The sequence below is a fragment of the Streptomyces sp. NPDC091289 genome (assembly GCF_044757365.1).
Lineage (GTDB): Bacteria > Actinomycetota > Actinomycetes > Streptomycetales > Streptomycetaceae > Streptomyces.
Window position 1 is genome coordinate 15,812 of record NZ_JBIVUT010000041.1, and the last position, 23,191, is coordinate 39,002.

Annotated in this window: 16 protein-coding genes; 5 read left to right on the plus strand and 11 right to left on the minus strand. The window is 74.3% G+C overall.

Translation table 11 applies throughout. From position 1 onward, the window contains the following. Positions 1–48 precede the first annotated feature (48 nt). Together ACIQPT_RS36305 and ACIQPT_RS36310 are read left to right on the plus strand one after the other, a co-directional pair. The gene (locus ACIQPT_RS36305; protein WP_401162450.1) at positions 49–516 is read left to right on the plus strand and encodes a Zn-ribbon domain-containing OB-fold protein; all 468 of its coding nucleotides are present in this window, start codon (positions 49–51) and stop codon (positions 514–516) included. Beyond that, complete coding sequence (locus ACIQPT_RS36310; RefSeq protein ID WP_401162452.1) at positions 513–1,703, plus strand: lipid-transfer protein; 1,191 nt, start codon at positions 513–515, stop codon at positions 1,701–1,703. The genes ACIQPT_RS36305 and ACIQPT_RS36310 overlap by 4 nt, the downstream gene beginning before the upstream one ends. Before the next feature lie 152 nt (positions 1,704–1,855). On the opposite strand, the gene ACIQPT_RS36315 is transcribed toward ACIQPT_RS36310, so the two are convergent. Genes ACIQPT_RS36315 through ACIQPT_RS36330 form a run of 4 tightly spaced genes read right to left on the minus strand, consistent with a single transcriptional unit; the run spans position 1,856 to position 6,336 of the window. After that, complete coding sequence (locus ACIQPT_RS36315; RefSeq protein ID WP_401162453.1) at positions 1,856–2,464, minus strand: GTP-binding protein; 609 nt, start codon at positions 2,462–2,464, stop codon at positions 1,856–1,858. Beyond that, positions 2,445–2,882 carry a DUF742 domain-containing protein gene (locus ACIQPT_RS36320; RefSeq protein ID WP_359150821.1) on the minus strand — a complete coding sequence of 146 codons (438 nt, stop codon included), beginning with the start codon at positions 2,880–2,882 and terminating at the stop codon, positions 2,445–2,447. Before ACIQPT_RS36320 ends, ACIQPT_RS36315 begins: the two co-directional genes overlap by 20 nt. A gap of 11 nt (positions 2,883–2,893) precedes the next feature. Beyond that, positions 2,894–3,337 (minus strand): roadblock/LC7 domain-containing protein, encoded by a 444-nt coding sequence (locus tag ACIQPT_RS36325; protein WP_007446101.1) that lies wholly within the window; start codon positions 3,335–3,337, stop codon positions 2,894–2,896. After that, positions 3,334–6,336 (minus strand): nitrate- and nitrite sensing domain-containing protein, encoded by a 3,003-nt coding sequence (locus ACIQPT_RS36330; RefSeq protein WP_401162456.1) that lies wholly within the window; start codon positions 6,334–6,336, stop codon positions 3,334–3,336. The genes ACIQPT_RS36325 and ACIQPT_RS36330 overlap by 4 nt, the downstream gene beginning before the upstream one ends. A gap of 541 nt (positions 6,337–6,877) precedes the next feature. Here ACIQPT_RS36330 and ACIQPT_RS36335 point away from each other — a divergent pair. After that, positions 6,878–7,231: a hypothetical protein gene (locus ACIQPT_RS36335; protein ID WP_401162475.1), complete on the plus strand. Its 354-nt coding sequence runs from the start codon at positions 6,878–6,880 to the stop codon at positions 7,229–7,231. An 85-nt stretch (positions 7,232–7,316) separates the two neighbouring features. On the opposite strand, the gene ACIQPT_RS36340 is transcribed toward ACIQPT_RS36335, so the two are convergent. From ACIQPT_RS36340 to ACIQPT_RS36370, 7 genes are all read right to left on the minus strand, one after another. Beyond that, on the minus strand, positions 7,317–12,107 hold the full coding sequence (locus tag ACIQPT_RS36340; protein WP_401162458.1) for a hypothetical protein: 4,791 nt from the start codon (positions 12,105–12,107) through the stop codon (positions 7,317–7,319). Between the two features lie 78 nt (positions 12,108–12,185). Further along, positions 12,186–13,136, minus strand: a complete 951-nt coding sequence (locus tag ACIQPT_RS36345) for a hypothetical protein (protein ID WP_401162460.1) — start codon at positions 13,134–13,136, stop codon at positions 12,186–12,188. Then, positions 13,133–13,267, minus strand: a complete 135-nt coding sequence (locus ACIQPT_RS36350) for a hypothetical protein (RefSeq protein WP_401162462.1) — start codon at positions 13,265–13,267, stop codon at positions 13,133–13,135. Before ACIQPT_RS36350 ends, ACIQPT_RS36345 begins: the two co-directional genes overlap by 4 nt. Next, complete coding sequence (locus tag ACIQPT_RS36355) at positions 13,264–14,793, minus strand: hypothetical protein (protein ID WP_401162463.1); 1,530 nt, start codon at positions 14,791–14,793, stop codon at positions 13,264–13,266. The genes ACIQPT_RS36350 and ACIQPT_RS36355 overlap by 4 nt, the downstream gene beginning before the upstream one ends. A gap of 44 nt (positions 14,794–14,837) precedes the next feature. After that, entirely contained in the window at positions 14,838–18,587 is a 3,750-nt protein-coding gene (locus tag ACIQPT_RS36360; RefSeq protein ID WP_401162465.1) for a hydantoinase B/oxoprolinase family protein, read from the minus strand. Between the two features lie 87 nt (positions 18,588–18,674). Continuing rightward, entirely contained in the window at positions 18,675–20,093 is a 1,419-nt protein-coding gene (locus tag ACIQPT_RS36365; protein ID WP_401162467.1) for a HEAT repeat domain-containing protein, read from the minus strand. Positions 20,094–20,383: 290 nt separating this feature from the next. After that, positions 20,384–20,776 (minus strand): ankyrin repeat domain-containing protein, encoded by a 393-nt coding sequence (locus tag ACIQPT_RS36370; RefSeq protein WP_401162468.1) that lies wholly within the window; start codon positions 20,774–20,776, stop codon positions 20,384–20,386. Between the two features lie 327 nt (positions 20,777–21,103). On the opposite strand from ACIQPT_RS36370, the gene ACIQPT_RS36375 reads away from it, so the two are divergent. Both ACIQPT_RS36375 and ACIQPT_RS36380 read left to right on the plus strand, forming a co-directional pair. Continuing rightward, on the plus strand, positions 21,104–21,298 hold the full coding sequence (locus ACIQPT_RS36375) for a hypothetical protein (RefSeq protein ID WP_006123109.1): 195 nt from the start codon (positions 21,104–21,106) through the stop codon (positions 21,296–21,298). Between the two features lie 37 nt (positions 21,299–21,335). Beyond that, positions 21,336–23,021, plus strand: a complete 1,686-nt coding sequence (locus tag ACIQPT_RS36380; protein ID WP_401162471.1) for a hypothetical protein — start codon at positions 21,336–21,338, stop codon at positions 23,019–23,021. Positions 23,022–23,191 lie beyond the last annotated feature (170 nt).

Consider the following 23,191-nt stretch of genomic DNA (forward strand, 5'->3'; position numbering starts at 1 on the left):
CCGTGGCACACTTCTGACGTTCCGTCAGATCCAGTGCCGGGAGGGGCTTTGTCGCGCACGCGCACACCCGTGGTGGCCGGTTGGTTCACCGAGGACACCGCACAGGAGGACTTCCGGCTGCTGGGCACCCGTTGCTCCGGCTGCCGGTCGGTCCACTTCCCCCGCGAGGACGACCACTGCCGCAACCCGGCCTGCCCCGGGGGCGCGTTGGAGGAGGTGCCGCTGTCGAAGCGGGGCACGGTGTGGTCCTGCACCGACGGGCGCTACCGGCCGCCTCCCCCGTACGTCAGCGACCCCGAGACGCCCTGGGAGCCGTACACGCTGGTCGCCGTCGAGCTGGCCGCCGAGCGCATGGTGGTGCTGGGGCAGGCCGTGCCCGGGGTGGGCGTGGGCGATCTCCCCGTCGGCTCGGTGGTGGAGGTGGTGCCGGGCGTCCTGGACGAGGACCGGGCGACGGGCACCGTACACACGACGTGGCACTGGCGGCCCGTACCGGCGGGCGGGGACGCCTCATGAGCGGCGACGTGGCCGTCCTCGGGGCCGGGATGCATCCGTGGGGCAAGTGGGGGCTCGGCTTCGTCACGTACGGGCGGATCGCCGCGCAGGCCGCCCTCGCCGACGCGGGCATCGGCTGGCCCGAGGTCCGGTCGGTGGTCGGCGCGCAGACGGTGCGCGGGGGCTATCCGGGGTACGTGGCGGGGGCGACGTTCGCCCGGGCGCTCGGGTGGCAGGGGGCGCGGGTGGCGTCCGTGTACGCCGCGTGCGCCTCCGGGGCGCAGGCCATCGACACGGCGCGGGCGCAGATCCTGGCGGGGCTGGCGGACGTGGTCCTGGTGGTCGGGGCCGACGCGGCGCCCAAGGGGTTCTTCGCCCCGGCGGGCGGGGAGCGGCCGGACGACCCGGACTGGCTGCGCTTCCGGGTGCTCGGGGCGACGAACCCCGCGTACTTCGGGCTGTACGCCCGCCGCCGCATGGCGCTGTACGGGGACACGCGGGAGGACTTCGCGCTGGTCAAGGTGAAGAACGCGGCGGCGGGGGCGCTGAACGCGTACGCCCGCTACCGCAGGCCGGTGACCGCCGAGGAGGTCGCCGCGTCCGCGATGGTCGCCGATCCGCTGCGGCTGCTGGACATCTGCGCCACGTCCGACGGGGCGGCCGCCCTGGTGCTGTGCAGCATGGAGTTCGCCCGGCGGCGCGGGGTGGCCGATCCGGTGCGGATCCGGGCCGTCTCCACCGTGGCGCCGACCTTCCCGAGGACCGTCCTGGACCTGCCCGACATCGGCACGGACTCGGCGGTGGCCGTGGATCCCTCCCCCGAGAGCTTCCGGGCCTCGATCGCGCGTAACGCGTACGAGGAGGCGGGGATCGGGCCGGAGGATCTCTCGCTGGCCGAGGTCTACGACCTGTCCACGGCCCTGGAGCTGGAGTGGTACGAGGACATCGGGCTGTGCGGTCCGGGCGAGGGGGCGAAGCTCCTGCGTACGGGGGCGACCGCGCTGGGCGGCCGGGTTCCGGTGAACGCGAGCGGCGGCCTGGCCTCGTTCGGCGAGGCGGTCCCCGCCCAGGCCATCGCGCAAGTATGCGAGCTGACGCGGCAGTTGCGGGGGCGGGCCGGGGAGCGTCAGGTGCCGGGCGCGCTGGTCGGCATCACCGCGAACCAGGGGCTGTTCGGGCACGGATCGGCGGTGGTGGCGGTCCGCTGAGCGGGCGTGGCCTCAATAGGTTTTCTCTGCGCGTGACTTGACTGGACGTCACCACCGCAGAACACTCGGGGCCCGGCGCGCCGGACAGTGTGCGGCCCGTACCCCTGTCGGCGGGGGTACGGGCCGTACGCGTACCGCGTCGGGCCCTGGGCTCAGGTCGCGACGGGTTCGCGGGCCCGTGCGGCGCGCTCCAGGGCGTGTTCCACGACCGCGACCAGGACATCGCGCACGGAGGACCGGTCCCGCGCGTCGCAGACGAGCACCGGGACCTCGGGGTCGAGGTCGAGGGCGGCCCGCACGGTCTCCGTGGGGAACCGCTCGGTGCCCTCGAACGTGTTGACCGCGACGGTGAAGGGGATCCGCCTGCGCTCGAAGTAGTCGACCGCGGCGAAGCAGTCCTCAAGACGCCGGGTGTCGGCGAGGACGACCGCGCCCAGGGAGCCCTGGGCCAGTTCGTCCCACAGGAACCAGAAGCGGTCCTGGCCGGGCGTGCCGAACAGATAGAGGACCAGGTCCTCCCGCAGCGTGATCCGGCCGAAGTCCATCGCGACCGTGGTGGTGGTCTTGGACTCGACCCCTCCCAGATCGTCCACCGGACGGCCGGCCTCGCTGAGGCGTTCCTCGGTGCGCAGCGGCCTGATCTCGCTGACCGCGCCGACCGCGGTGGTCTTGCCGACGCCGAACCCTCCCGCCACCAGGATCTTCAGGGTGACGGGCTCGACGGGCCGCTGCTTGACGCGGCTAGAGCGCCCGAAGGCCATTGATTACCTCGCGAAGAATGTTCACGTCCGGCAGCTCGGCCGGCGGAACGGGACGGGTGACGTGCACCAGCTCGTCCTCGACGAGATCGCCGACCAGGACCCGTACCACCCCTACGGGGAGGTCGAGTTCGGCGGCGAGCTCGGCGATCGACTGGGGCATGTCGCTGCAGAGTTCGACGATCGCCACGTGTTCGGGGGCGAGCGTCTGGTCCCGGCCGGGATCGTCGGCGGCCGGTTCCGGTACGACGAGCGCGATCAGGTCGAGGCGATGACGGGAGGCGCTGCTCGTACGCCCCCGGGTCATCGCGTACGGGCGGACCACCGGTCCCGCCTCCGCGTCGTACCACCGCGAGGCCTGGGGGTCGACGGTCCCGTCCGGGGATCCGGGGCCGGTGCCCCGGGGGGAGTCAGCGCTCATGCCCGCCACACTCACCCTCCGGCGGGCAGACCGGTCGTCCGTGGGGCGTTGGCCAGATGGGCCCCCACGCGCTTGACCATCAGGGTCATCTCGTACGCGACCTGGCCCACGTCGGAATCGGCCTCCGCCAGAACGGCGAGGCAGCTTCCGTCGCCGGCGGCGGTGACGAAGAGGAACGCCTCATCCAGTTCGACGACCGTCTGGCGCACCCGGCCCGCGTCGAAGTGGTGGCCCACGCCCTTGGCGAGGCTGTGGAACCCGGAGGCGACGGCGGCGAGATGCTCGCTGTCCTCGCGGGTCAGGTCCGCCGACGCGCCGGTGGCGAGACCGTCGCTGGAGAGGACCAGCGCCTTGCGGATGCTGGCGACGCGCTGGACGAGTTCGTCGAGCAGCCAGTTCAGTTCGCCCGAGCCGTGGCGTGCGGGGTTGTGTGCTGCGGCGTTCGGTGCGGTCATCGACCGTCCCCTCCCGGAGTGGTTCCTGGTGCTGTGCCACCGGGGCCGCCGGTGTCCTCGGTGTTGTCAGTGATGTCGGTGATCTCGGTGGTGTCGGTGTTCTCGGCGTGTTCTGTGGTTTCGGCGTGCGCTGTGGTTTCGGTGGGTTCGGCGTTCTGCCGGCGGCCGCGCTGCCAGCCGCGCTGGAGCGAGGCCATGCGGTCGCGCACCTCGTCCGCGTCGCGCTCGGCGTCGTCGAACGTGTCCACGGGCGTCCGGGGCGGCGTCCGCTCCGCGGCCTCCTCCCGGAGCTGGCGGGCGAGGCTGGCCTGCCGGACCCGCCGGGGCAGTCCGCCCACGGTGTCGGGCGCGGGCGGGCCGGCCGGCTCCGGGGTGCTGGGGGGTTCCGTGGCGCGGGTCGCCGCTGTCGTGCGCTGCGCGGCGGCTCGCGTCGTCCAGGGCGCGTCGGCGGTACGGGGGCTGCCGGCCGGGTCGGGGGCCCGGTCGACGGTGTGCGGGACCGGGCCGGTGGCCCTCGCGGGGGGCACGGCCGGGTCGTCGCCCGGTACGTCGACCCGGCGGCCCCGGTCGGTGACCAGCGTCGGCGGGGTGCGGCGGGGCAGCGGGACGGGGCCGACGGAGCGCATCGGGCGGACCTCCGCCGTGGGCTCGTCGCCGTGGTCGCGGGCCTGCTGGTGCTGGTCCCGGTCGGTGTCCCGGCGCGGGCCGCCGGGCTCGTCGCCGCGGGGCTCGTGGTCGCCCTCGCGGCGTAGGTCCCGGGCGCGGAAGATGCCGCCGCGCTCGCTCTCGGTGTCCTCCAGATCGGACACGCCGTCCAGGACGGGGCCGAGAGCCGGGTCGAGGGCCGGATCCGGCGAACGGTCCAGCGGGTCACCGGCGAAGTCCAGTGGGCCGACCGGGGCCTCCAGCTCGACCGGCCCGTCCAGGGCGACCGGTCCGGTGAGCCCGGTGGGCACCGGCGACAGGACCGCGGACCTGCCGTTGACGCGGCGTTCCCCGCCCGAGGTCGTCTTCTGCGCGCCCTGCGCCGCATCCGGGCTCCGGCCGCTGCCGATCGCCCGCTCGGCCCGGCGGTCGAGGCGGAACCCGGTGCCGTGGGTGTCGGGGGCGTCGGTGAGCAGGGCCGCGGGGATGAACACGACCGCGGTGGTGCCTCCGTACGGCGATTTCTGCAGGGAGACCCGGACGTTCTGGCGCTGGGCGAGCCGGCTGACGACGAAGAGGCCCAGACGGTCGGTGTCGGAGAGCTCGAAGTCGGGAGTCTCGGCGAGCCGCAGGTTGGCGTCGAGGAGGACTTCGGGGGGCATGCCGAGGCCCCGGTCGTGGATTTCGAGCGTGAAGCCGTTGGAGACGCGTTCGCCGTGCACCTGGACCGCGGTGTGCGGGGGTGAAAAAACGGTGGCGTTCTCCAGGAGTTCGGCGATCAGGTGGGTGAGGTCGGCGACGGCGGGCCCGCCCACGCCGATCCGGGCGAGGCGCCGGACCTCGATGCGTTCGTAGTCCTCGACCTCGGCGACGGCGGCCCGCACCACGTCCATCAGCTGGATGGGCTTGCGCCACTGGCGGGAGGGTGCGGCGCCGGAGAGGATCACGAGGCCCTCGGCGTGCCGCCGCATGCGGGTGGTGAGGTGGTCGAGGCGGAACAGGTCGGCCAGTTCGTCACTGTTCTCGGTACGACGCTCCATCGCGTCCAGCAGTGTGAGCTGGCGGTGCAGGAGGACCTGGTTGCGGCGGGCGAGATTGACGAAGACCTCGGAGACGCCGCGCCGCATGTCCGCCTGCTTGACCGCGGCCTCGACGGCGGCCCGTTGCAGCGTGTTGAGCGCCTGGCCGACCTGGCCGATCTCGTCGGGCTCGTAACTGAGGTGCGGGGCTTCGGTCTCGACGTCCACCTGCTCGCCCGCGGCCAGGCGGCGCATGACGCTCGGCAGCCGGACGCCGGAGACCTCGTGGGCGTCCTTGCGCAGCCGGGAGAGGTCCCGGACGAGTTCACGGCCGATGCGCACGGAGACGAAGACCGAGACGATCAGGGCCAGGAAGCCGAGGACGCCGGCGATCCCGGCCTGGGCGAGGACCCGGTAGGCGGCCGGTTCGGCGCGGTCCCGGAAGCGGTTGCCCATCTCCGTGGTGTCGCCCGCCAGCCGGTCGAGGACGGGCACGGCCGCCTCCTCCCAGCGGTCGGCGTCAACGGCGCCGGGGCGTTTCGTCGCTCCGGCGGCGATCAGGGTGTCCTCGGCGGTGCGCAGCGGTTCGGTGTCGGGGCTGCCCCAGAACTGCTCGACCCGTCGGCGCTCGAAAGCGGGGAGGTTCTCCAGGCTGACGTCGTAGAGCAGCTCGCGCTGGGCCACGAGGCCGGATATCTGGTGCAGTTCGGAGGAGGTGAAGCGGCCGGCGACGAGGCCCGAGGCGATCAGCGCGTCCTCTCGCGAGAGCATCTCCCGGGCCCGGGCGACCCCGACCAGCGCCCGCATCTGCTTGTCCATCGACACGTTCTCCAGGGTGTGGAGTCCGTTGAGGAAGCGGTACGAGGGGTCGACGAGGCCGTTGTAGAAGTCCAGCGCCTTCGCCCGGCTGATGGTGCGCTTCTCGACCGAGTCGCGCAGGGCGTCCAGTCCGTCGACGGCGCTGAGGATCGCGTCCAGGCGGCTGCTGTCGGCGGAGCTCAGCGCTTCCCGGACGTCCTGCGCCCGGGCGTTCTCCCTGACCTCGCCCACGATGCGGTCGGTGATGGCGCGTTGGCCCATGAGGACGGGAAGCGCGTCGGATGCCCGGGGGTCGGCGAGGAAGACCAGAGTCTGCCGTCGCTCGGCCTGTACGGCCCGGACGGCGTCGTCCAGCGGGTGGGCGACCTTCTCCAGCATGGATCCGGCGGCCATCAGCTCGCCGGCCTCACGGCCGGTGATGTAGGTGGCGAAGACCCAGAGGCCCGTGAGGGAGACGAGCGGCACCAGCAGCAACGCCACGATCTTCCTGCGGATGGACTTCCCGCGAAAGCGCATGGCCTCCCCCAGATCGGCCCCGCACCGCGGGGGTGGTCTTCTCCGTCAATAAACGGCGCGAGCCTACTACTGACACAGAGACAACTCGAAGACACGTCCGGATGATTTTCAGCCGTCCACACTGGGCTTGATCATGAGTTGTCCCGGTATTCCCGGAGATGAAATTCGCGAAAGCGACAGAGGATACCGGCCTGACGAGGCGGTACCGGCACGTATCAGTTGGCTGGAATTCTTCGGTCCGTGACCTTCTGTGCCGTGCTGGCACTTTTCCCGGGAATCTTCGGGACGGGTGGTTCGTCCATATGTACGGGGTAGACGCACGGTGGGGTCGTGCGCGGCAGGACGGACGTGTTCCGCCCGCGTAGAACCGGCGCAAGCCGGGCAGCCACCCTGAAGTCGGACAGTGGTGGGGAGTTGAAGGACCTTGAGCACGCAGGAACGCGGGAGCGCCGGAGTACCGGCGGCCGCGCGTACGGAAGCCGCGGACGGGGCACGGATCCCGCGGCAGTTGTGGGTGGAGGAGCCGGCCTCGAAGCGGCGGATGCCCGATGCGGTGCGGACGGCCGCCGTGCGCGCCGTTCTCATCATGTCGCTGACGATCATCCAGGCGATGGTCGCCTTTCTGAGCACCTTGACCGGGTCCTGGCTGGCCTTCCCGATGGTGCTCAGCAGTGTGGCCAGCACGGTGGTCGCCACCTGGTCGGTGCTCGACGTCTGGGTGACCCGGCAGGTGTGGAACCAGCGCAACGGCGTGGTGTCCGTGCCGAGCAGCTCGGCACGGCAGATACGTCGTGAGCGGCGCCGGTCCCGCCGGGCGGAGCGGGCGGCCGAGCGGGACGGCACCGGCGGGGCCATAGCCGGCCGCCGGAGCGCCGGCGGCCTCTCCCGGGCCTGACCCGCATCCCGGCCCCGAGCCGCCGGCCGGGCCCGGCCCGTCTCCCGGGCCCGGCCCGTCGGCCGGTCCTGCTGCGGGGCCCCGGTTACGCGTCGGGCTGCGGGCCCGGCGCCTCGGTGGCGGTCTGCTGCTCGCTCCGTTTGAACATGCGGGTCGCCGTGATCTCGCCGTGGACCGTCTCACCGTCCGGGTCCTGCTGCGGCAGGCCGGGGCGCAGATGCTCCTCCACGCTGATGTACTTCAGCCCCGCCCTCAGGTCGGCGTCGTTGCGCAGCCGGATGACGAGGGGGAATTCGGCGAGCGCGGTCGTGTCGAACAGGCCCGTCGTGTACAGCAGTTGTACGCCCAGCGCGTCCGACACCGCCCGCTGGAGCTCCAGCAGATACGTGGCGTTGGCGCGGCCGATCGGGTTGTCGAGGAACAGGGTGCCCGCGTGCCGGTGGCGGTCACGGCCCCGATCGTTGCTGCGCAGGGCCGCCATCGTGCAGTAGAGGGCGATGGCGGCGGTGAGCAGCTGGCCGCCGGAGAAGACGTCGCCCATCTGCCCGACCGGGACGCGCTCGGCGCGCAGCACGGCGTCCGGCTTCAGGATCTCCACCGCGATGCCCTTGGGCTCCAGCGCCGCCTCGACGCCCCTCAGCAGCAGGGACATGCCGTCCCGGCGGAGGTCGGAGTTCTTCTTGAGGGCGGCGTGGGTGGCCTCGTCGACGACCTCGCCCAGGCGTTCGGTGAGGGTGGCCTGGTCGGGTTCCTCGAAGCGGATCCGGAGGAATTCCTGACCCGACCACTCCCCCAGGCCCTCGGGGAGCTGGGAGAGCCGCTGGGCGGAGCGCAGGGTGGTGAGCGCGGAGTCGACCAGGCCGCGCAGCCGGTCGACGATGGAGTCGCGGTTGCGCTCCAGCTGGATCAGTTCGTCGGTGAGGACGCGCAGCCGGGGGGCGAAGGCGTCGGCCCACTTCTGGGCGTGCTCGGGCAGGGCGGAGGCGGGCAGCTCGCGGATCTGCTGGCGGGCGGGGGTGCGGACCTGTTCGTAGCGGGTGGAGTTGGCGTGCCGGACGAGGATGTCGCTCGCTTCGCGGACGGCGCTCTCGGCCGCCGAGAGGTCGGCGTTGCAGCCGCGCAGGGAGCGGCGGGACTCGGCGGCGGACTGCCGGGCCTCCTCCAGGGTGCCGGGGTACGGGTCGGGGTCCTCGGTTCCGTCCTCCGTGCCGTGGTCGCGCAGGAGGTCCCGGAGCAGGGCGGCGGTCTCGTCGAAGCCGCCGGCGGAGTCCTCGGCGGTGCGGTGGGCGTGCAGCAGCTCGCCGTGGGCGGCGCGGGCCGTGTCCAGGGCGGCGCTGGCGGCGGCCAGTTCGGCGGTGGCGGTACGCAGGAGGGCCTGGGCGCCTTCGGCGTCGGCCGGGATCAGGTCGTCGGGGAGTTCGGTGTGGTGCTGCCGCTCGTCGTCGGGGGCGAGCCGCTCGGCCTCGCCGCGCAGCCGTCCCAGGTGCTCGCTGGCGGTGGAGGCGCGGGTCTCCAGGAGCTGGACGTGCGCTTCGGCGCGGGCGGCGGCGGCCTGGCGGGAGGGGCCGTCGGCTCCGTCGGTGCCCTCCAGGAGCTGGGCGGCGCGGGTGCGGACCTTGTTGGTGAGGCGGTCCAGCTCGGCGCGGGCGGCGCTCTCGTCGCTCTCGGCGCGGGCCTGTTCGGCGCGCAGGTCGGCGCCGACGCCGACCTTCTCGTACAGCTGGGAGGCGGCCCGGTAGGCCTCGCGCAGGGTGGGCAGGGCGGTGCGGGCCCGGGTCTCGTCGGGCTCGGGGAGGACTTCGGGGACGCCGGCGATCTCGGCGCGCTCGGCGCGCAGCGCGCGGGCGGTGCGCCGGGCGTCGTCCCCGGCGCGCTGGGCGGCCCTGCGGTCCTCGTCGGCGGCGCGGGCGAGGTCGAGGCAGACGGCGGCGCGGGCCTCGGACTCGGCGGCCTCGTCGACCAGTTCGCGCAGCCGGGCCTGCCAGCCGGCCCGCTCGCGCAGCCGGTGGGCGAGGCCGGCCAGGGCGTCGGCGGCGCGGCGGGCCCGCTGGGCGGCTTCCTGGCGCTCGTCGCGGACCCGGGCGGTGTCGGCGGCGGCCTCGTCGGCCTCGGCGCGGGCGGTGCGGGCCTCGGCGAGGACGGCTTCGGCGCTCTCGGCGGCCGTACGGGCACCGGCGGCGGCCTCGGCCAGCTCGGCGAGCATGCCGGGCGGGCAGTCGGCGCGCCAGGAGCCGATGCGGGCGGCCAGCGCGCGGTCGCCGGAGAGGCGGGCGGCGAGGGTCCTGATGTCCTCGTCGCGGGCGGCGGCGCGGCTGCGCAGCGCGTGGCGTTCCTCGTCGGCGGCGTGTTCGTCGTGCATGGCCGGGTTCGGCGGGACGAGGAAGACGCCGTCGTTCTGCGCGTCGGAGCCGGTGGCGGGGTCGGGGACGGGGGCGAGGAGGGCGGCGGCGGTGCCGACGGCCACGGTCGAGCGGGGCAGCAGGGCCGCGCCGCCGAGGACCTCGCGGGCGCGGCTGTGGGCGTCGGGGTCGGTGATGACGACGCCGTCGACGAGCTCGGGGCGGGCGGCGAGGACAGCGGCGTGGTCGGCCGGGTCCACGGCCTGGGCGAGGTAGCGCCAGCCGGGCAGGGCGGGGATGCCGTGCTCGCCGAGATATTCGACGGTGGCGAGGACGTCGGGTCCGGGCGGCAGCAGTCCGCCCTCGCCGAGCGCGCCGAGGATGCGGGCGTCGTCGGCGGCGGCGGTGCGCAGGTCGAAGAGGCGGCGCTCGGCGGCGGCGACGGACTGGTCGAGGAGCTCGCGCAGCTCGTCGGCGCTGCGGTCGAACTCCTCGGCGGTCAAGGGCTGCTGGGCGGTGGCGGGCTGGTCGGCGAGGGCCACGGCGCGGTCGGCGGCCGGTTCGCCGGTGGCGGCGGCGACGGCCGTGCCGTCGTCGCTGCTCCCCGGGCCGGTGGTGCGCGTGGTGGCGCTCTGCGCGGGTGCCGATGCCTCGTCGGCGGTTTCCCGGCGGGGGTGCGGGACGCCGGTGCCGGAGGGCAGGCCCAGCAGGTCGCCGAGGCGGGGGTCGGCGGCGATGGAGGCGGCGGCGCGGAGCTCGTCCTCGTAACTCTGCTCGGCCGCCCTGGCTCCGTCGGCGGCGCGGGCGGCGGCCAGGTCGGCGCGGCTCTCGGCGGCGGCGGCCTCGCGGGCGGTGTCGGCGGCGCTCCGGGCGGCTTCGCGGGCGGTGTCCCACGCGGCGACGGCGGACTGTTCGGCGTCGTTGGCGGCGAGGGCGGCGCGGGCGGGGTCGGCGTCGGGCGCGGTGTCGTCGAGCCAGCCGGCCCGGACGGCCTCGGCGGTCTCCTGGCCGACCTCGGCGAGGCGCTGGCGCAGATGTCCGGCCTCGCTGCGGGCGCGCTGGGCCTCGGTCGCGGCGACCGTGGCGTCGCGGTGGGCGCGTTCGCCGGTGGCCTGGAGGGTGTCGGAGCGCTCCTCCTCCTCGTTGGCGACGCGTTCGCCCTCCTCGGCGGCCTTGTGCAGGGCGCGGACGAGGTCGGTGGCGGCGGCGCTGCGGGCGGCGAGGGCCGGGGCGGCGTCGCGTTCGGCCTCGCGGATGGCGACGGCGACCCTGGCGGAGCGGTCGGCGGCGGCACGGTGGCGCAGGACGGCTTCGGCGGCCTGCCAGGCGGCGTGCAGGGTGCGGGCCTCGACCAGCTCCTTGCGTCCGGCGGCGGCGCTCTTCTCGGCGGCGGTCAGGGCCAGCGAGGCATGCCGGTAGGCGAGTTCGGCGGCGATCTGGGCGCGGCGGCCACTGGTGGCGTCGGCTTCGGTGACGGTGTGGGCGGCGGCGGTGACGCGTTCGGCCAGCTCGGTGGTGCGGCCGCGCTCCTCGGCGGCCCGGGCGGTCAGGCGGCGGGCGAGGGTGCGGGTGCGGCGTTCGGCGCCGGCGTGGATGTCGCGGGCGCGGGCGCGGCTGTCGGTGGCATCGACGATCCGGCCGAGGAGGTCCACGGAGCCCGCGGTGAAGTCGCGTTCGGCGGTCAGCTCGGCGCGGCGGCCCAGCTTGTTGCCGAAGCCGCTGACCAGGTCGGCGAGTCCGTCGGTGTCGCGGGTGTCGGTGACGGCGCGGAGCAGCAGGTCGGTGAAGTCGGAGTCCTTCTTCACCGCGAAGAGCCCGGCGGCCTCGCCCTCGTCGGCGTTCATCTCGCGCTGGTAGCGGAAGAGTTCGGGGTCGAGGCCGAGGTCGCCGAGGTGTTCGTTCCAGCGGTCGTGGATCTCTTCCCAGTGCACGTCGAGGTGTGCGTAGAACTTGCCCGCGTCCATCAGCGCGTCGCGGAAGCCCTTCATGGTGCGCCGCCTGCCGCGTGCCCCGGAGACGCCTTCGGCGGGGCGGCCGACGGCGGAGGACTCGGCGACGGGCAGGCTGTCCAGGCTGAGCCCGGGGCCGGGGCGGAACGAATACCAGGCCTCGGCGAACTTGCGGGGGTCGTTGGAGACCTGGCGGCCGCGCCACTCGCTGACCTTGCCGACGACGACGCACTCACCGGTGAGGGTGTGCTGCCACTCCAGGGCGACATGCCCGCAGTCGTCGGCGAGGAGGAACTTGCGCAGCACGCCGGAGCTGGCGCCGCCGAGGGTGTTGCGGTGACCGGGGAGCATCACCGAGAAGATCAGCTTGAGCAGGACGGACTTGCCGCCGCCGTTCTCCAGGAAGAGGACGCCCGCCGGAGCGGGGCGGCGGGGCGGGCCGACCGGCTCGTCCTCGAAGAACTCCGCCTGGGCGGGCGCGGGGTTGGGGACGGGCGCTCCGACGCCGCGCAGGTCGAGGACGGTGTCGGCGTAGCGCGCACCGGCAGGCCCGATGGAGTAGAGGCGGACCCGGGACAACTCGTACATGGCGGCGGACTCTCGTCGTTCGGTGAGCGGGGGTGGAGCGGCGGGGGTGTGCGGGCTGGGCGGGGACGGTCGGTCGGGTCAGGAGTGGAAGGGCAGGCCCGCGTCGGCGGCCAGCTCCACGCTGTCGGGGTCGGGCGGCGGCAGCAGGGTGGCGGAGCCGTCGGTGACGGGGACGACGCCGAGCTCCAGCAGTTCGGCCATGGCGGCGCTGCCCGCCATGTCGCGGACCTGCAGTTGGTAGCGGGCGGTGGTGCGGTAGGCGCCGCCCGCGTCGTCGCCGGTGCGCTGGAGGAAGCCGGAGTCGGTGAGGAAGGCGACGGCCTTGCCGATGATGCCGGTGGTGGATCCGGCGAGCCGGCGGGCGTCCTTGGTGGCTCCGGTGGCGCTGCGGCGGGCGTAGATCCGCCAGCCGGCCTCGAGTCCGGGGGCGTCGCTGGCCGGGTCGGTGTTGTCGCCCTGTTCCTCGGCGCGCTCCTCCAGTCGGCGGCAGGCCTGCCGTACGAAGGCGTCGACGCCGTTGACCGTGATGCGGCCGATGTAGGCGTCGTCGGCGAGGTCCTCGGGGCGGGGGAAGGCCAGGGCGGCGACGGCGAGGTGGGCGAGGCCGTGGAGGAAACGGTCGGCGGCGTCGGAGGAGGCGCGGCGGGCGTAGTCGCCCATGCGGACGGCGAAGACGGAGTCCTCGCCGGCGGTGACGGCCATCCCGGCGCGCGGGGAGACCTCCAGGACGATGAGGCCGAGGCCGGTGGCGACGGCGTCGGCGAGCCGGGCGAAGGCGCTCTCCTCGCGGTAGCGCCGCAGCAGGTCGGCGTATTCGGCGTCGCGGGCGGGCAGCAGCTTGGGCTGGAGCCCGAAGGAGACCAGGCGGGCGGCGTCGGCGGCGTCGGCCGGGGTGACGGGTGTCTGGCCGGCGGGCTCGGCGGCGCCCGGGTGCGGGTGCGCGTGGTCGCCCGCGTGTGTCGTGGAGGGACCTGCGTACGCGGAGGGCTCGGTCCACGCGTCGGGGTGCTCGGCGTCGTGGTCGCTCACGGCTGGGACTCCTCGGTACGGAAGTGGTGCGGGTGCGGAGGGAGGGCGGGGCCGGCCGTGGCAGGGGGCGCGGGACTGTTCATGACGGAGGCGGCGGGGCCGGTCATGACAGCCGACATGGGGCCGGTCATGAGGCCTCCTTGCGGTCGGCGGCCATGCCGACGGCGTCCAGCAGGGCGGTGCCCACGATCAGGTCGGCGCCGCCGAACTCCGGGTCCTCCAGCTCGGCCCCGTCGTCCACGGCGAACAGCAGGCGGCGCTCGCCCTGGCGGTAGGCGGTGCCGACCGGCGGGCTGGCGGCGTGGACGGCGAGCAGGGCGACCAGATACGGCAGGTCGGTGTCGCCGGTGCGGCGGGCCTCGGCGAGCAGTCCGGAGAGCCGGCGCGGGGCGTCGTGCTCCAGGTCGAGCAGGGTCATGGCGCGGGCGAGCTGCTCCTCGCTGAACCGGCTGTCGTCCGGGGTGGCGATCAGGTCGGGCTCGGGCATCTCCGCGCCCAGGTGCTCGCGCTCCAGGGGCGGGGTGAGCAGCATGTCGACCAGGTCCCCGACCCGTACGGACGTGGGGGTGCGCAGTCCGGTGCCGTGGGCGAAGAAGGCGTCGGTGGCCCGGGTGGACTGTTCGACGGGGAGCGGGAGGAGCGGGGCGAGGAGCTGCCCGTACAGATCGAGGCCCGCGTGGGCGGTGGGCGGGGCGAACGCCTGCCGGTCCTGCTCCGCGCGGAAGAGGGGGCCCGCCTCCAGGAGCCGGGACTGGAGCTGGGTGTGGCGGCGGATGCAGTCCTTGACGATGTCGACGAGCTCGGCGGCCCGGCGCTTGTGCTCGGGCTCCTCGGCCTCGTCGCGGGCCTTGCGGATGTTGGTGAGGATCGCGTTCTCGTGGCGGTAGCGGTCGGCCACGTGGTCGAGGGCCTCGGCGATCATGTCCGGGACGGTGTGGAGCCAGTCGACGGCGCGGACGTTGCGCCGGGTGGCCTCCAGGGTGCGGCGCAGGGTCTCGGCGTACTGCACGGTGCGGTAGCGGGCCTGTTCGGCGGCGAGCTGGGCGTCCGCGAGGCGGCCCCGGCTGATGAGGACCTCCAGCTTGACCTCGGCGGCGATCTGGGCGCTGGTGACATCGGTGTCCAGCGCGCCGACCAGGACGTTGACCGCTTCGTCGGTGGCGCGGAGGTAGACCGTGCCGCCGTAGCCCGGGACCTCTTCGATGAGCTTGAAGTCGTAGTCCCGGCGGACGTAGACCCCGTCGGGGTTGAACGTGCCGTAGACCGCGCGGAAGCCGCGGTCGACGCTGCCGACGTTGATCAGGTTCTCCAGGACCCAGCGGGCGACCCGTTCGTGCTCGGCGACGGGGCGCTCGGGGGCCTGGGCGCCGACCCGGGGAAGCAGTCTGGCCACTATCTGGTCGTGGTCGGCCCCGGTGTCGAAGTCCATGTTGAGCGTGACGTGGTCGATCGCGGCGAGGGCGACCTCCGCCATGGCGTACACCGTGTACTCGCCGGCCAGATTCGCCTTGCGGACGTCGAGGTCGTGCAGCGGCGCCGTGCACGCGAGCGCGCGCAGCCGCCGTGAGAGCCCCTCGTCGGCGGCGGGGCCCGGGGCAGGCCGCGGCCCCGCGCTGAGCTGCGGCGAGGCGGTGTCCGGGTAGGCAGGCGAAGTCACGTGGGACAGATTAGGTCCTCGCACTGACAACGGTCGAAACGGCGCTAATGCGACCGGCCCGGAGCGGGTGCCCCGGGCGCCCCCGGCCCGTATCCTCCGCCGCCCGGCGTGCGCACCACCAGGACGTCGCCGGCGGCCGGTTCGGCGGTGTCGCAGCCCTCCAGCGGGACGATTTCGCCCCCGGCCCGCTCGATGTGCTGCTCGCCGAGCGCCCCCGGCTCCCCGCCCTCCGCTCCGTACGGCGGGACGCGGCGGTGTCCGGAGAGCAGAGCCAGGGTGACGGGTTCCAGGAAGCGGATGCGGCGCTCGACGCCGTCGCCGCCGTGCCACCGCCCCACTCCCCCGCTGCCGTCCCGGACCGCGAAGCTCTCCAGCAGGACGGGCAGCCGCCACTCCAGGATCTCGGGGTCGGTGAGCCGGGAGTTGGTCATATGGGTCTGTACGGCGTCGGCGCCGTCGAAGCCGTCCCCCGCCCCGGATCCGCTGGCGAGCGTCTCGTAGTACTGGACGTTCTCGTTGCCGAAGGTGAGGTTGTTCATGGTGCCGGAGCCCTCGGCCTGGCCGCCGATCGCCCCGTACAGGGCTCCGGTGACCGCCTGGGAGGTCTCCACGTTGCCCGCGACGGTCGCCGCCGGGTAGGCGGGGTCGAGCATGGACCCGGGCGGAACGGTCACGTCCAGGGGTTTGAGGCAGCCGCTGTTGAGCGGGATGTCCTCCCCGACGAGGGTGCGGAAGACGTAGAGGACGGCGGCCATGACGACGGACCGGGGCGCGTTGGCGTTGCCGGGCTGCTGGGGCGAGGTTCCGGTGAAGTCGAGGTGGGCGCTGCGGGCGTCGCGGTCCACGGTCAGCCGGACCTGGATCACGGCCCCGCTGTCGGTCTCGTAGCGGCAGTGGCCGTCGTGGAGTCCGGCGACGATACGGCGTACGGACTCCTCGGCGTTGTCCTGGACGTGTCCCATGTAGGCGTCCACGACGTCGGCCCCGAACTGGTCGGTCATGCGCCGCAGTTCGGCGATGCCCTTCTCGTTGGCGGCGATCTGGGCGCGCAGGTCGGCGAGGTTGGTGTCCGGGTTGCGGGAGGGGTACGGGGCGGAGGTGAGCAGGTCGCGGGTCTCGTCCTCGCGCAGCCGGCCGTCGCGGACGAGCAGCCAGTTGTCGAAGAGCACACCCTCCTCGTGGATCGTCCGGCTGAAGGCGGGCATCGAGCCGGGGGTGATGCCGCCGATCTCGGCGTGGTGCCCGCGCGAGGCGACGAGGAAGCGCAGCCTGCCCTGTTGCTGTCCTTGTTGCTGTCCTTCGCCCTCGTCGAACACGGGGGTCACCACGGTGACATCGGGCAGGTGGGTGCCGCCGTGGTACGGGTCGTTGACGGCGTACACGTCGCCGGGGCGCAGGGCGCCCTCGTTGCGTCGCAGGACCTCCTTGATCGACTCGCCCATCGAGCCGAGGTGCACCGGGATGTGCGGGGCGTTGGCGATCAGGTTGCCCTCGGCGTCGAACAGGGCGCAGGAGAAGTCGAGGCGCTCCTTGATGTTGACCGAGTGGGCGGTGTTCTCCAGGCGGACGCCCATCTGCTCGGCGATGGACATGAAGAGGTTGTTGAACACCTCCAGCATCACCGGGTCCACCCGGGTGCCGACGGCGGTGCGTTCGGGCCGGGGGCGGCTGCGGGTGAGGACGAGGTGTCCGGTGGGGGCCGCTTCGGCCCGCCAGCCGGGGTCGACGACGGTGGTGGCGTCGTCCTCGGCGACGACGGCGGGCCCGGTGACGGTGTCGGCGGGGCGCAGGTCGGCCCGGCGGTGGAGCGGGGCCCGCTGCCACCGGCCGTCGGCGTACAGGTCCACGGTGCCGGCCGGGTCCGGCGGGGTGTCGCGGGGGCCCGGCCCTGCGGCGGGCGCGGCATTCGCGGTCGTGCCGGTGGGCCCTGTCGTACCAGCCGCCCCGGAGCCCCCGGAGCCCCCGGAGTCCCCAGTGGCGCCCGTCGCCCCGGGGTCCCGGGTGGCGTCCGTCGTCCCGGTCGCTTCCACCGAGACCGTCTCGACGACGACCGGCTTGTCCATCGTGAAGCCGAACCGGGACCGGTGAGCGGCGGCGAACGCCTCGGCCATGGCCTTCTCCGTGTCCAGGTCCACCGGCAGCGCCGCGTCCGTCCCGGCGTACCGCAGCAGGACGCGGGCCCGCGTGGTGATCGCGGAGTCCGGCACCCCGTCGGCGCGCAGGGCTTCGCGGGTACGGTCGGCCAGCTCCGCGCAGAGCCTCTCCACGTGTTCCCGGGCGGCCGCGTCGAGCTCCTCCTCCACCGACTGCTCGCGCATCGCGGTGGCGTCGGCCAGGCCGATGCCGTACGCGGAGAGCACTCCGGCGAGCGGGGGGACCAGGACCGTGTCGATGCCGAGGGCGTCGGCGACGGCGCAGACGTGCTGGCCGCCCGCGCCGCCGAAGCCGGTCAGCGCGTAGCGGGTGACGTCGTGGCCGCGCTGGACGGAGATCTTCTTGACGGCATTGGCCATGTTGAGCACGGCGATCTCCAGGAAGCCCGCCGCCACCTCCGCCTCGTCCGGTCGCCGCCCGGTGGCGTGCCCCACCTCGTCGGCGAGCGCGGTGAACCGTTCGCGCACCAGGTCGGCGTCGAGCGGAAGGTCTCCGTCCGGCCCGAAGACCGCCGGGAAGTGGCCGGGCTGGACGCGGCCGAGCATCACGTTGGCGTCGGTGACGGTGAGGGGGCCGCCCCGGCGGTAGCAGGCGGGGCCGGGGTGGGCGCCGGCCGAGTCGGGGCCGACGCGGTAGCGGCTGCCGTCGAAGTGCAGGACGGATCCGCCGCCGGCCGCGACGGTGTGGATGCTCATCATCGGGGCGCGCATCCGGACTCCGGCGACCTCGGTGCCCAGTTCCCGTTCGAACGCGCCGGCGTAGTGGGAGACGTCGGTGGAGGTGCCGCCCATGTCGAACCCGATGACGCGGTCGTATCCGGCCTGCTGCGAGGTGCGGACCATGCCGACGACGCCTCCGGCCGGGCCGGAGAGGACGGCGTCCTTGCCGCGGAACCGGGCGGCTTCGCGCAGTCCGCCGTTGGACTGGAGGAACATCAGCCGGATCCCGCCGAGGCGGGCGGCGACCTCGTCGACGTACCGGCGCAGGACGGGTGAGAGATAGGCGTCGACGACGGTGGTGTCGCCGCGGGGGACGAGCCTGATCAGCGGGCTGACCTCGTGGGAGCTGCTGACCTGGGTGAAGCCCGCCTCCCGGGCCGCATCGGCGACGGCCCGCTCGTGGGCGGGGTGGCGGTAGCCGTGCATCAGGACGACGGCGGCGCTGCGCAGCCCGTCGGCGTGGGCGGCGCGCAACTGTTCGCGTACGGGGTCGAGTTCCAGGGACCGTACGGTGCGGCCCTGGGCGTCGACGCGTTCGGGGACCTCGATCACGCGCTCGTGGACGGTCCCGGGGAGGACGATGTGGCGGTCGAAGAGGCGGGGCCGGTTCTGGTACGCGATCCGCAGCGCGTCCCGGAAGCCCTCGGTGATCAGCAGGACGGTCGGCTCGCCCCGCCGCTCCAGCAGGGCGTTGGTGGCGACGGTGGTGCCCATCCGGACGGCGGCGACCCGGTCGGCCGGCACCGGTTCGCCGGGGTCCAGGCCGAGGAGCAGCCGGATTCCGGCGACGGCGGCGTCGTCGTAGCGGTCGGGGTCGTGGGAGAGGAGCTTGCGGGTGATCAGGCGGCCGTCGGGGCGGCGGCCCACCACATCGGTGAAGGTGCCGCCCCGGTCGATCCAGAACTCCCAGCGTCCGGTCATGGCGCCATTGTGTGCCCGCGCCCATGACCCCGCAGGCGCGGAGCCGGGAGGAGGGTCCGACAACGGCCCTCCGCCCGGCTCCGCTCGTCAGACCGCCGGTGCGTCCGGCCCGATCCGGCTCCGTACCGCCGTCTGGACCTCGGCCTCCTCGGCCGGGTCGGCGGCGAGGCGGCGCAGGCGTTCGGCGACGCGGATGTCCCCGGTCTCGGCGTGCAGGGCGGCGACCTCCCGAGTGGTCTCCTCGCAGTCCCAGAGGCACTCCACCGCGAACCCGGTCGCGAAGGACGGGTCGGTGGCGGCCAGGGCGCGGGCGGCCCTGCCCCGCAGATGCGAGGAGGACGTCTCGCGGTAGACGTGGCGCAGCACGGGGGCGGCGCAGGCGATGCCGAGGCGGCCGGCCCCGTCGACCAGGGTCCACAGCAGGGGGGCGTCGGGTCCGTCGCCGCGTACGGCCTCCCGGAGCGCGCCGAGGACTTGGGGAGCGTCCTGGGCGGTGCCTCGGCAGGCGAGCACTCCGGCGGCCGAGGCGCCGAGGGCGTCGGGGCGGTGGGCCCAGCGCCTGGCCCGCTGTACGGCGTCGTCGCAGGTCATCCGCTCGAAGGCGGCGATGGCCGTGTCGGCGACCGTGCGGGCGGGGCTGACGGCGGCGGCCTCGATGAGGTCGAGGACGGCGGGGTCGCCCGCCTCGGCAAGGTAGTGCAGGGCGGCGCAGCGGGCGCCTTCGGGGCCGCTGCGGGCGGCTTCGACGATCTGCGGGAGGTCGTCGGGTCCGGCGACGGCGGAGAGGCAGCGGGCTGCGGGGACGTGCAGTTCGCTGCCGCGCTCCAGGGCCTGCTGGGCCCAGTCGAAGACGGCCTGGACGCTCCAGCCGGGGCGGGGACCCCCGGGGCGCATCTGGCGTTGCCATCGGTCGAACGAGCCCTGTTCGCCGGCGGCCCTGACCCGGGCGCCGACCGCTTCGCGCGGGTCGTCGGCCCACAGCCGCCAGGGGCGCGGCTCGAAGGAGTCCCGTACGGCGGCGGCGAGCTCGGCCGCGCCCTCGTCCGTGGCCGGGAAGCGGGCGAGGACGGGCAGCGCGAGGGAGCGCAGACCGGCGTCGTCGTCGCGCAGGGCGAGTTCGTCCAGGGCCCAGGCCCAGTTGGCGCCGGTCGCCGCGTAGCGGCGGAGGAGGGCCAGGGCGTCGTCGCGTCCGTAGGAGGCGAGGTGGCCGAGGACGGAGAGCGCCAGACCGGTGCGTGAGTCATCGGTGTCGATGGGGTCGTCGGGATCGGCGAGGTGCCGCTCGATCTCCTCGATACCGCCGTCGAGGTCGAGATAGAGGCGCGCGTAGTAGAGGGAGCGGTTCTCCACCTGCCAGTCGTGACGGGGGTCGCTCACGACGCAGTGGTTGAGAGCCGCGAGGGCCTCGGGGCGCGGTGCGGCGAGCGCGTGGAGCGTGCCGTCGCCGCGGCCCCTCTGCAACAGGCCGAGCAGGGTGCCGCTCGGCGCTATGAACGGATCGAACATGGGAGAAAGCCTCACATCAAGCTGTCGACGCAACCGGGACTGTGCAGTGCCCCCGTGCCTCTCGGCACGCGGGGGTGTCCGGGGGACACCGCTACGCCGCGCAGTGACATGATCGGCCGACCGCCGTCTTTCGCCTGGTGTAGAGCATCTTCCTCTGCCTCTCGTCGGTGGCCCTGAGCGGGCCCGCGACGTCATGATGACCCAGCCATTTCGCCACCGCGACCACATTTACGACGGACCGGTCAGCGGAGCCCACGGCGGACGCGTCGACGAGCGCGTCCGCCGGCGTCTCACCGGGCACCGAAGCGTTCCAGCAGGTCGGCCTTGCCGAACATCCGGGCCGTGTCCAGCGCGGACGGGGTTCCGGCGGCCGGGTCGGCGCCCGCGGCGAGCAGGGCGTCGATGACGGCGTCCTCGCCCTTGAAGACGGCTCCGGCCAGCGGGGTCTGGCCGCGGTCGTTGGCCCGGTCCGGGTCGGCCGCGCGGGCGACGAGGGCGGCGACGGTGGAGGCGTGCCCGTGGTAGGCGGCGAGCATCAGGAGCGTGTCGCCCCGGTCGTTGGTGAGGTTGGCGGGGACTCCGGCCTCGACGTACGCGGTGAGCGCCTCGGTGTCGCCGGCGCGGGCCAGGTCGAAGACCTTGGTCGCCAGCTCGACCACCTCGGGATCGGGGGTTTCGCTCATCGGACGGACCGCCTTCCTTGACTGCTGCCGCGGCTGTCACCGCCGCGGTTGACCTGGTGGGGAGTACGGCACGGGGCCGTACGAGTGAATCGACAGGGTACTGCTCCCGGGCCGACATGACCCGGCCCGGATGCGGCAAGGGATCACCGCGGCTGATCCTGCCCGGCACGGACGAGGTGATGCCGCTCCCCGGAGGCCGACTTCTGTGGGCCAGTCAAGTGAAAGCGCGGGATATTCACTCGATTGCACCTTTTGTCGTATAGATACTTCCCGTGATCCTGGAAGGACTCATGGTGACTGTCCCCTTCAACCAGGAGAGAACCGCTCATGATCCTTTCCATCTCGGGCGTGGTACTGCTCGCCATCATCGTCTTCCTGTTCTTCAAGAAGGACGGGCTCAAGGCCTCCCACGCCATCGTCTGTGCCCTGTTCGGCTTCTACCTGGCCGGCACCGCCATCGCACCGAGCATCACGGCGGGCGGGGCGAGCCTCGCCGGCCTGCTGGGCGGGATCAAGTTCTGACGCTCCGCGACCGCTCCCACCCCTTCAGGAGACCGATGTGGCCCGGCGACCACTCCCCCGCATTCTGAGCAGCGGCAGCGCTTCGATCACTCGCAGCAGAGAGATCGCGCGCACGGCCGCCGACAGTGCCACCGATGTCCTCCATCCGCTGATCACGGTGGTCCGCGGACTGCGGCTGCTGGCCGTGTCCGGCCGGCAGAAGTGGGTCGCGACCCCCAAGGAACGGCGAGGTCCCAAGCTGTTCCTCGGCGCGGCCTGCGTGCTGGTGGTGGCGCTCGTCCCCTACGGGCCGATCCTGGCCCTGATCACGGTGATGGGCGCTGCCGCGTGGAAGGGGCGGGAGCGGACCCCGGTGCGGACCGGGCCCGACGACGCGGAGACCGCACGCCTGCGGTCGTTGTACGAGGCGCTCGTGCCGTATTTCTCGACGGCCGACGACCCCGATCCGCTGTTCGCCCACGGCGGCGACTGGGCGAAGGCCTTCGACGGGTACGTCTTCGACGACGACGGGCGGCTCACCCGGCTCCAGGTCTCCTACCCCGCGTACTTCACGGACGGCGAGGCCGCCGCCCGTTCCCGGATCGAGCAGCTGCTCCACACCAAGTCCGGCCGGGGCCGCGAGTACCACTTCGGCTGGGACGAGGAGGCCAACCGCCTCGTCATGACCGTGCTGGACGCCCTCCCCACGACGATCGTCGCCCAGCGCTTCGTCACCGCCCCCGGCGAGAGCGTCCTCGGCTTCACCGACCCGGACGCCGTCTCGCGCACCGTCCCCGTGCGCGACGGCGACACGACGGTGGACGCCTCGCCGGTGGTCTGGCGGACCGGCGGCCGCTCCACCGAACCGCACCTGCTGGCCGTCGGACACCCCGGTGGCGGCACCACGACCCTGGTCCGCTCGATCGCCCTCCAGGCCCTCCGGGACGGCGATGTCATCGTCGTCGACGGCAGTGGGACCGGTGAGTACGCCGCCCTCTCCGGGCGGCCCGGCGTCCTCGCCGTGGAGTCCGGGCTCGGCGGGGCGCTGGCCACGCTGGAGTGGGCGGCGCACGAGACCGAGCGGCGTCTGATCACCGCCAACCTGGCCCGCCAGACCGGCCGCCGGGCGCCGGACGACATCCGGCGTCCGCTGTGGATCCTGCTGGACCGCCCCGGCGTGCTGGGCCATCTCGCGGCGGCCGACGGCAGGCCCGACCCGCAGGAGCTGCTCCGGATCCCGCTGCGGCACGGCCGGGCGGCCCAGGTCACCGTCGTCCTGGCCGAGCAGTTCGACGCGCTGGACACGCTCACCGAGACCGTGCGGACCCACACCCGCGCCCGCGCCGTCCTCGGCCCGGCCTCCCACGAGCAGATCGAAGCCGTGCTCGGCGCCGAACCGAACACCACGCCGCCGCCCGAGGTGCCCCCGGGCCGTGGCTACGTCCGCCTGGGCGCGGGACCGGTCCTGCGGCTCCAGGTGCCCGCCACCCCGGACCCGTACGACGACTCCACCAGCGACGCGCACCGGCAGGCGGTGCTCGACCTGCTGCCCGACCGGGGCGCCCCGATGGCGGCGGAGCCCGCGCGCGAGCCCGCCGACGAGGGCCCCGCCACGGAGCAGGTCCCCGTGGCGGTGGAAGCCGCGGCCCGTCCGGTCGAGGCGGTTCCGGTGGAGGCGATGGCCGCCGAGGCCAGGCCGTCCGAACCGCTCGCGAAGGCGCAGCCGGCGGGCGCCGAGAGCTGAGCCGGGCGGACCCGGGCAGCACGGCGGGGGGGGGGGGGGGGGGGGGGGGGGGGGGGCCCCCCCCCCCCGGGGGGGGGGGGGGGGGGGGGGCGGCGGGGGGGCGCCGGCGGCGCGCCCCGCGGCGCGGGGGGGGGGGGGGGGGGCGCCGGGCCCGGCCGCCCGCGGGGGCC

Coding starts and splice junctions, on each gene's coding strand:
- ACIQPT_RS36310 (WP_401162452.1), top strand. CDS start 513: ATGAGCGGCGACGTGGCCGTCCTCGGGGCCGGGATGCATCCGTGGGGC.
- ACIQPT_RS36315 (WP_401162453.1), bottom strand. CDS start 2,464: ATGGCCTTCGGGCGCTCTAGCCGCGTCAAGCAGCGGCCCGTCGAGCCC.
- ACIQPT_RS36320 (WP_359150821.1), bottom strand. CDS start 2,882: ATGAGCGCTGACTCCCCCCGGGGCACCGGCCCCGGATCCCCGGACGGG.
- ACIQPT_RS36325 (WP_007446101.1), bottom strand. CDS start 3,337: ATGACCGCACCGAACGCCGCAGCACACAACCCCGCACGCCACGGCTCG.
- ACIQPT_RS36330 (WP_401162456.1), bottom strand. CDS start 6,336: ATGCGCTTTCGCGGGAAGTCCATCCGCAGGAAGATCGTGGCGTTGCTG.
- ACIQPT_RS36335 (WP_401162475.1), top strand. CDS start 6,878: ATGCCCGATGCGGTGCGGACGGCCGCCGTGCGCGCCGTTCTCATCATG.
- ACIQPT_RS36340 (WP_401162458.1), bottom strand. CDS start 12,107: ATGTACGAGTTGTCCCGGGTCCGCCTCTACTCCATCGGGCCTGCCGGT.
- ACIQPT_RS36350 (WP_401162462.1), bottom strand. CDS start 13,267: ATGACCGGCCCCATGTCGGCTGTCATGACCGGCCCCGCCGCCTCCGTC.
- ACIQPT_RS36360 (WP_401162465.1), bottom strand. CDS start 18,587: ATGACCGGACGCTGGGAGTTCTGGATCGACCGGGGCGGCACCTTCACC.
- ACIQPT_RS36365 (WP_401162467.1), bottom strand. CDS start 20,093: ATGTTCGATCCGTTCATAGCGCCGAGCGGCACCCTGCTCGGCCTGTTG.
- ACIQPT_RS36370 (WP_401162468.1), bottom strand. CDS start 20,776: ATGAGCGAAACCCCCGATCCCGAGGTGGTCGAGCTGGCGACCAAGGTC.
- ACIQPT_RS36375 (WP_006123109.1), top strand. CDS start 21,104: ATGATCCTTTCCATCTCGGGCGTGGTACTGCTCGCCATCATCGTCTTC.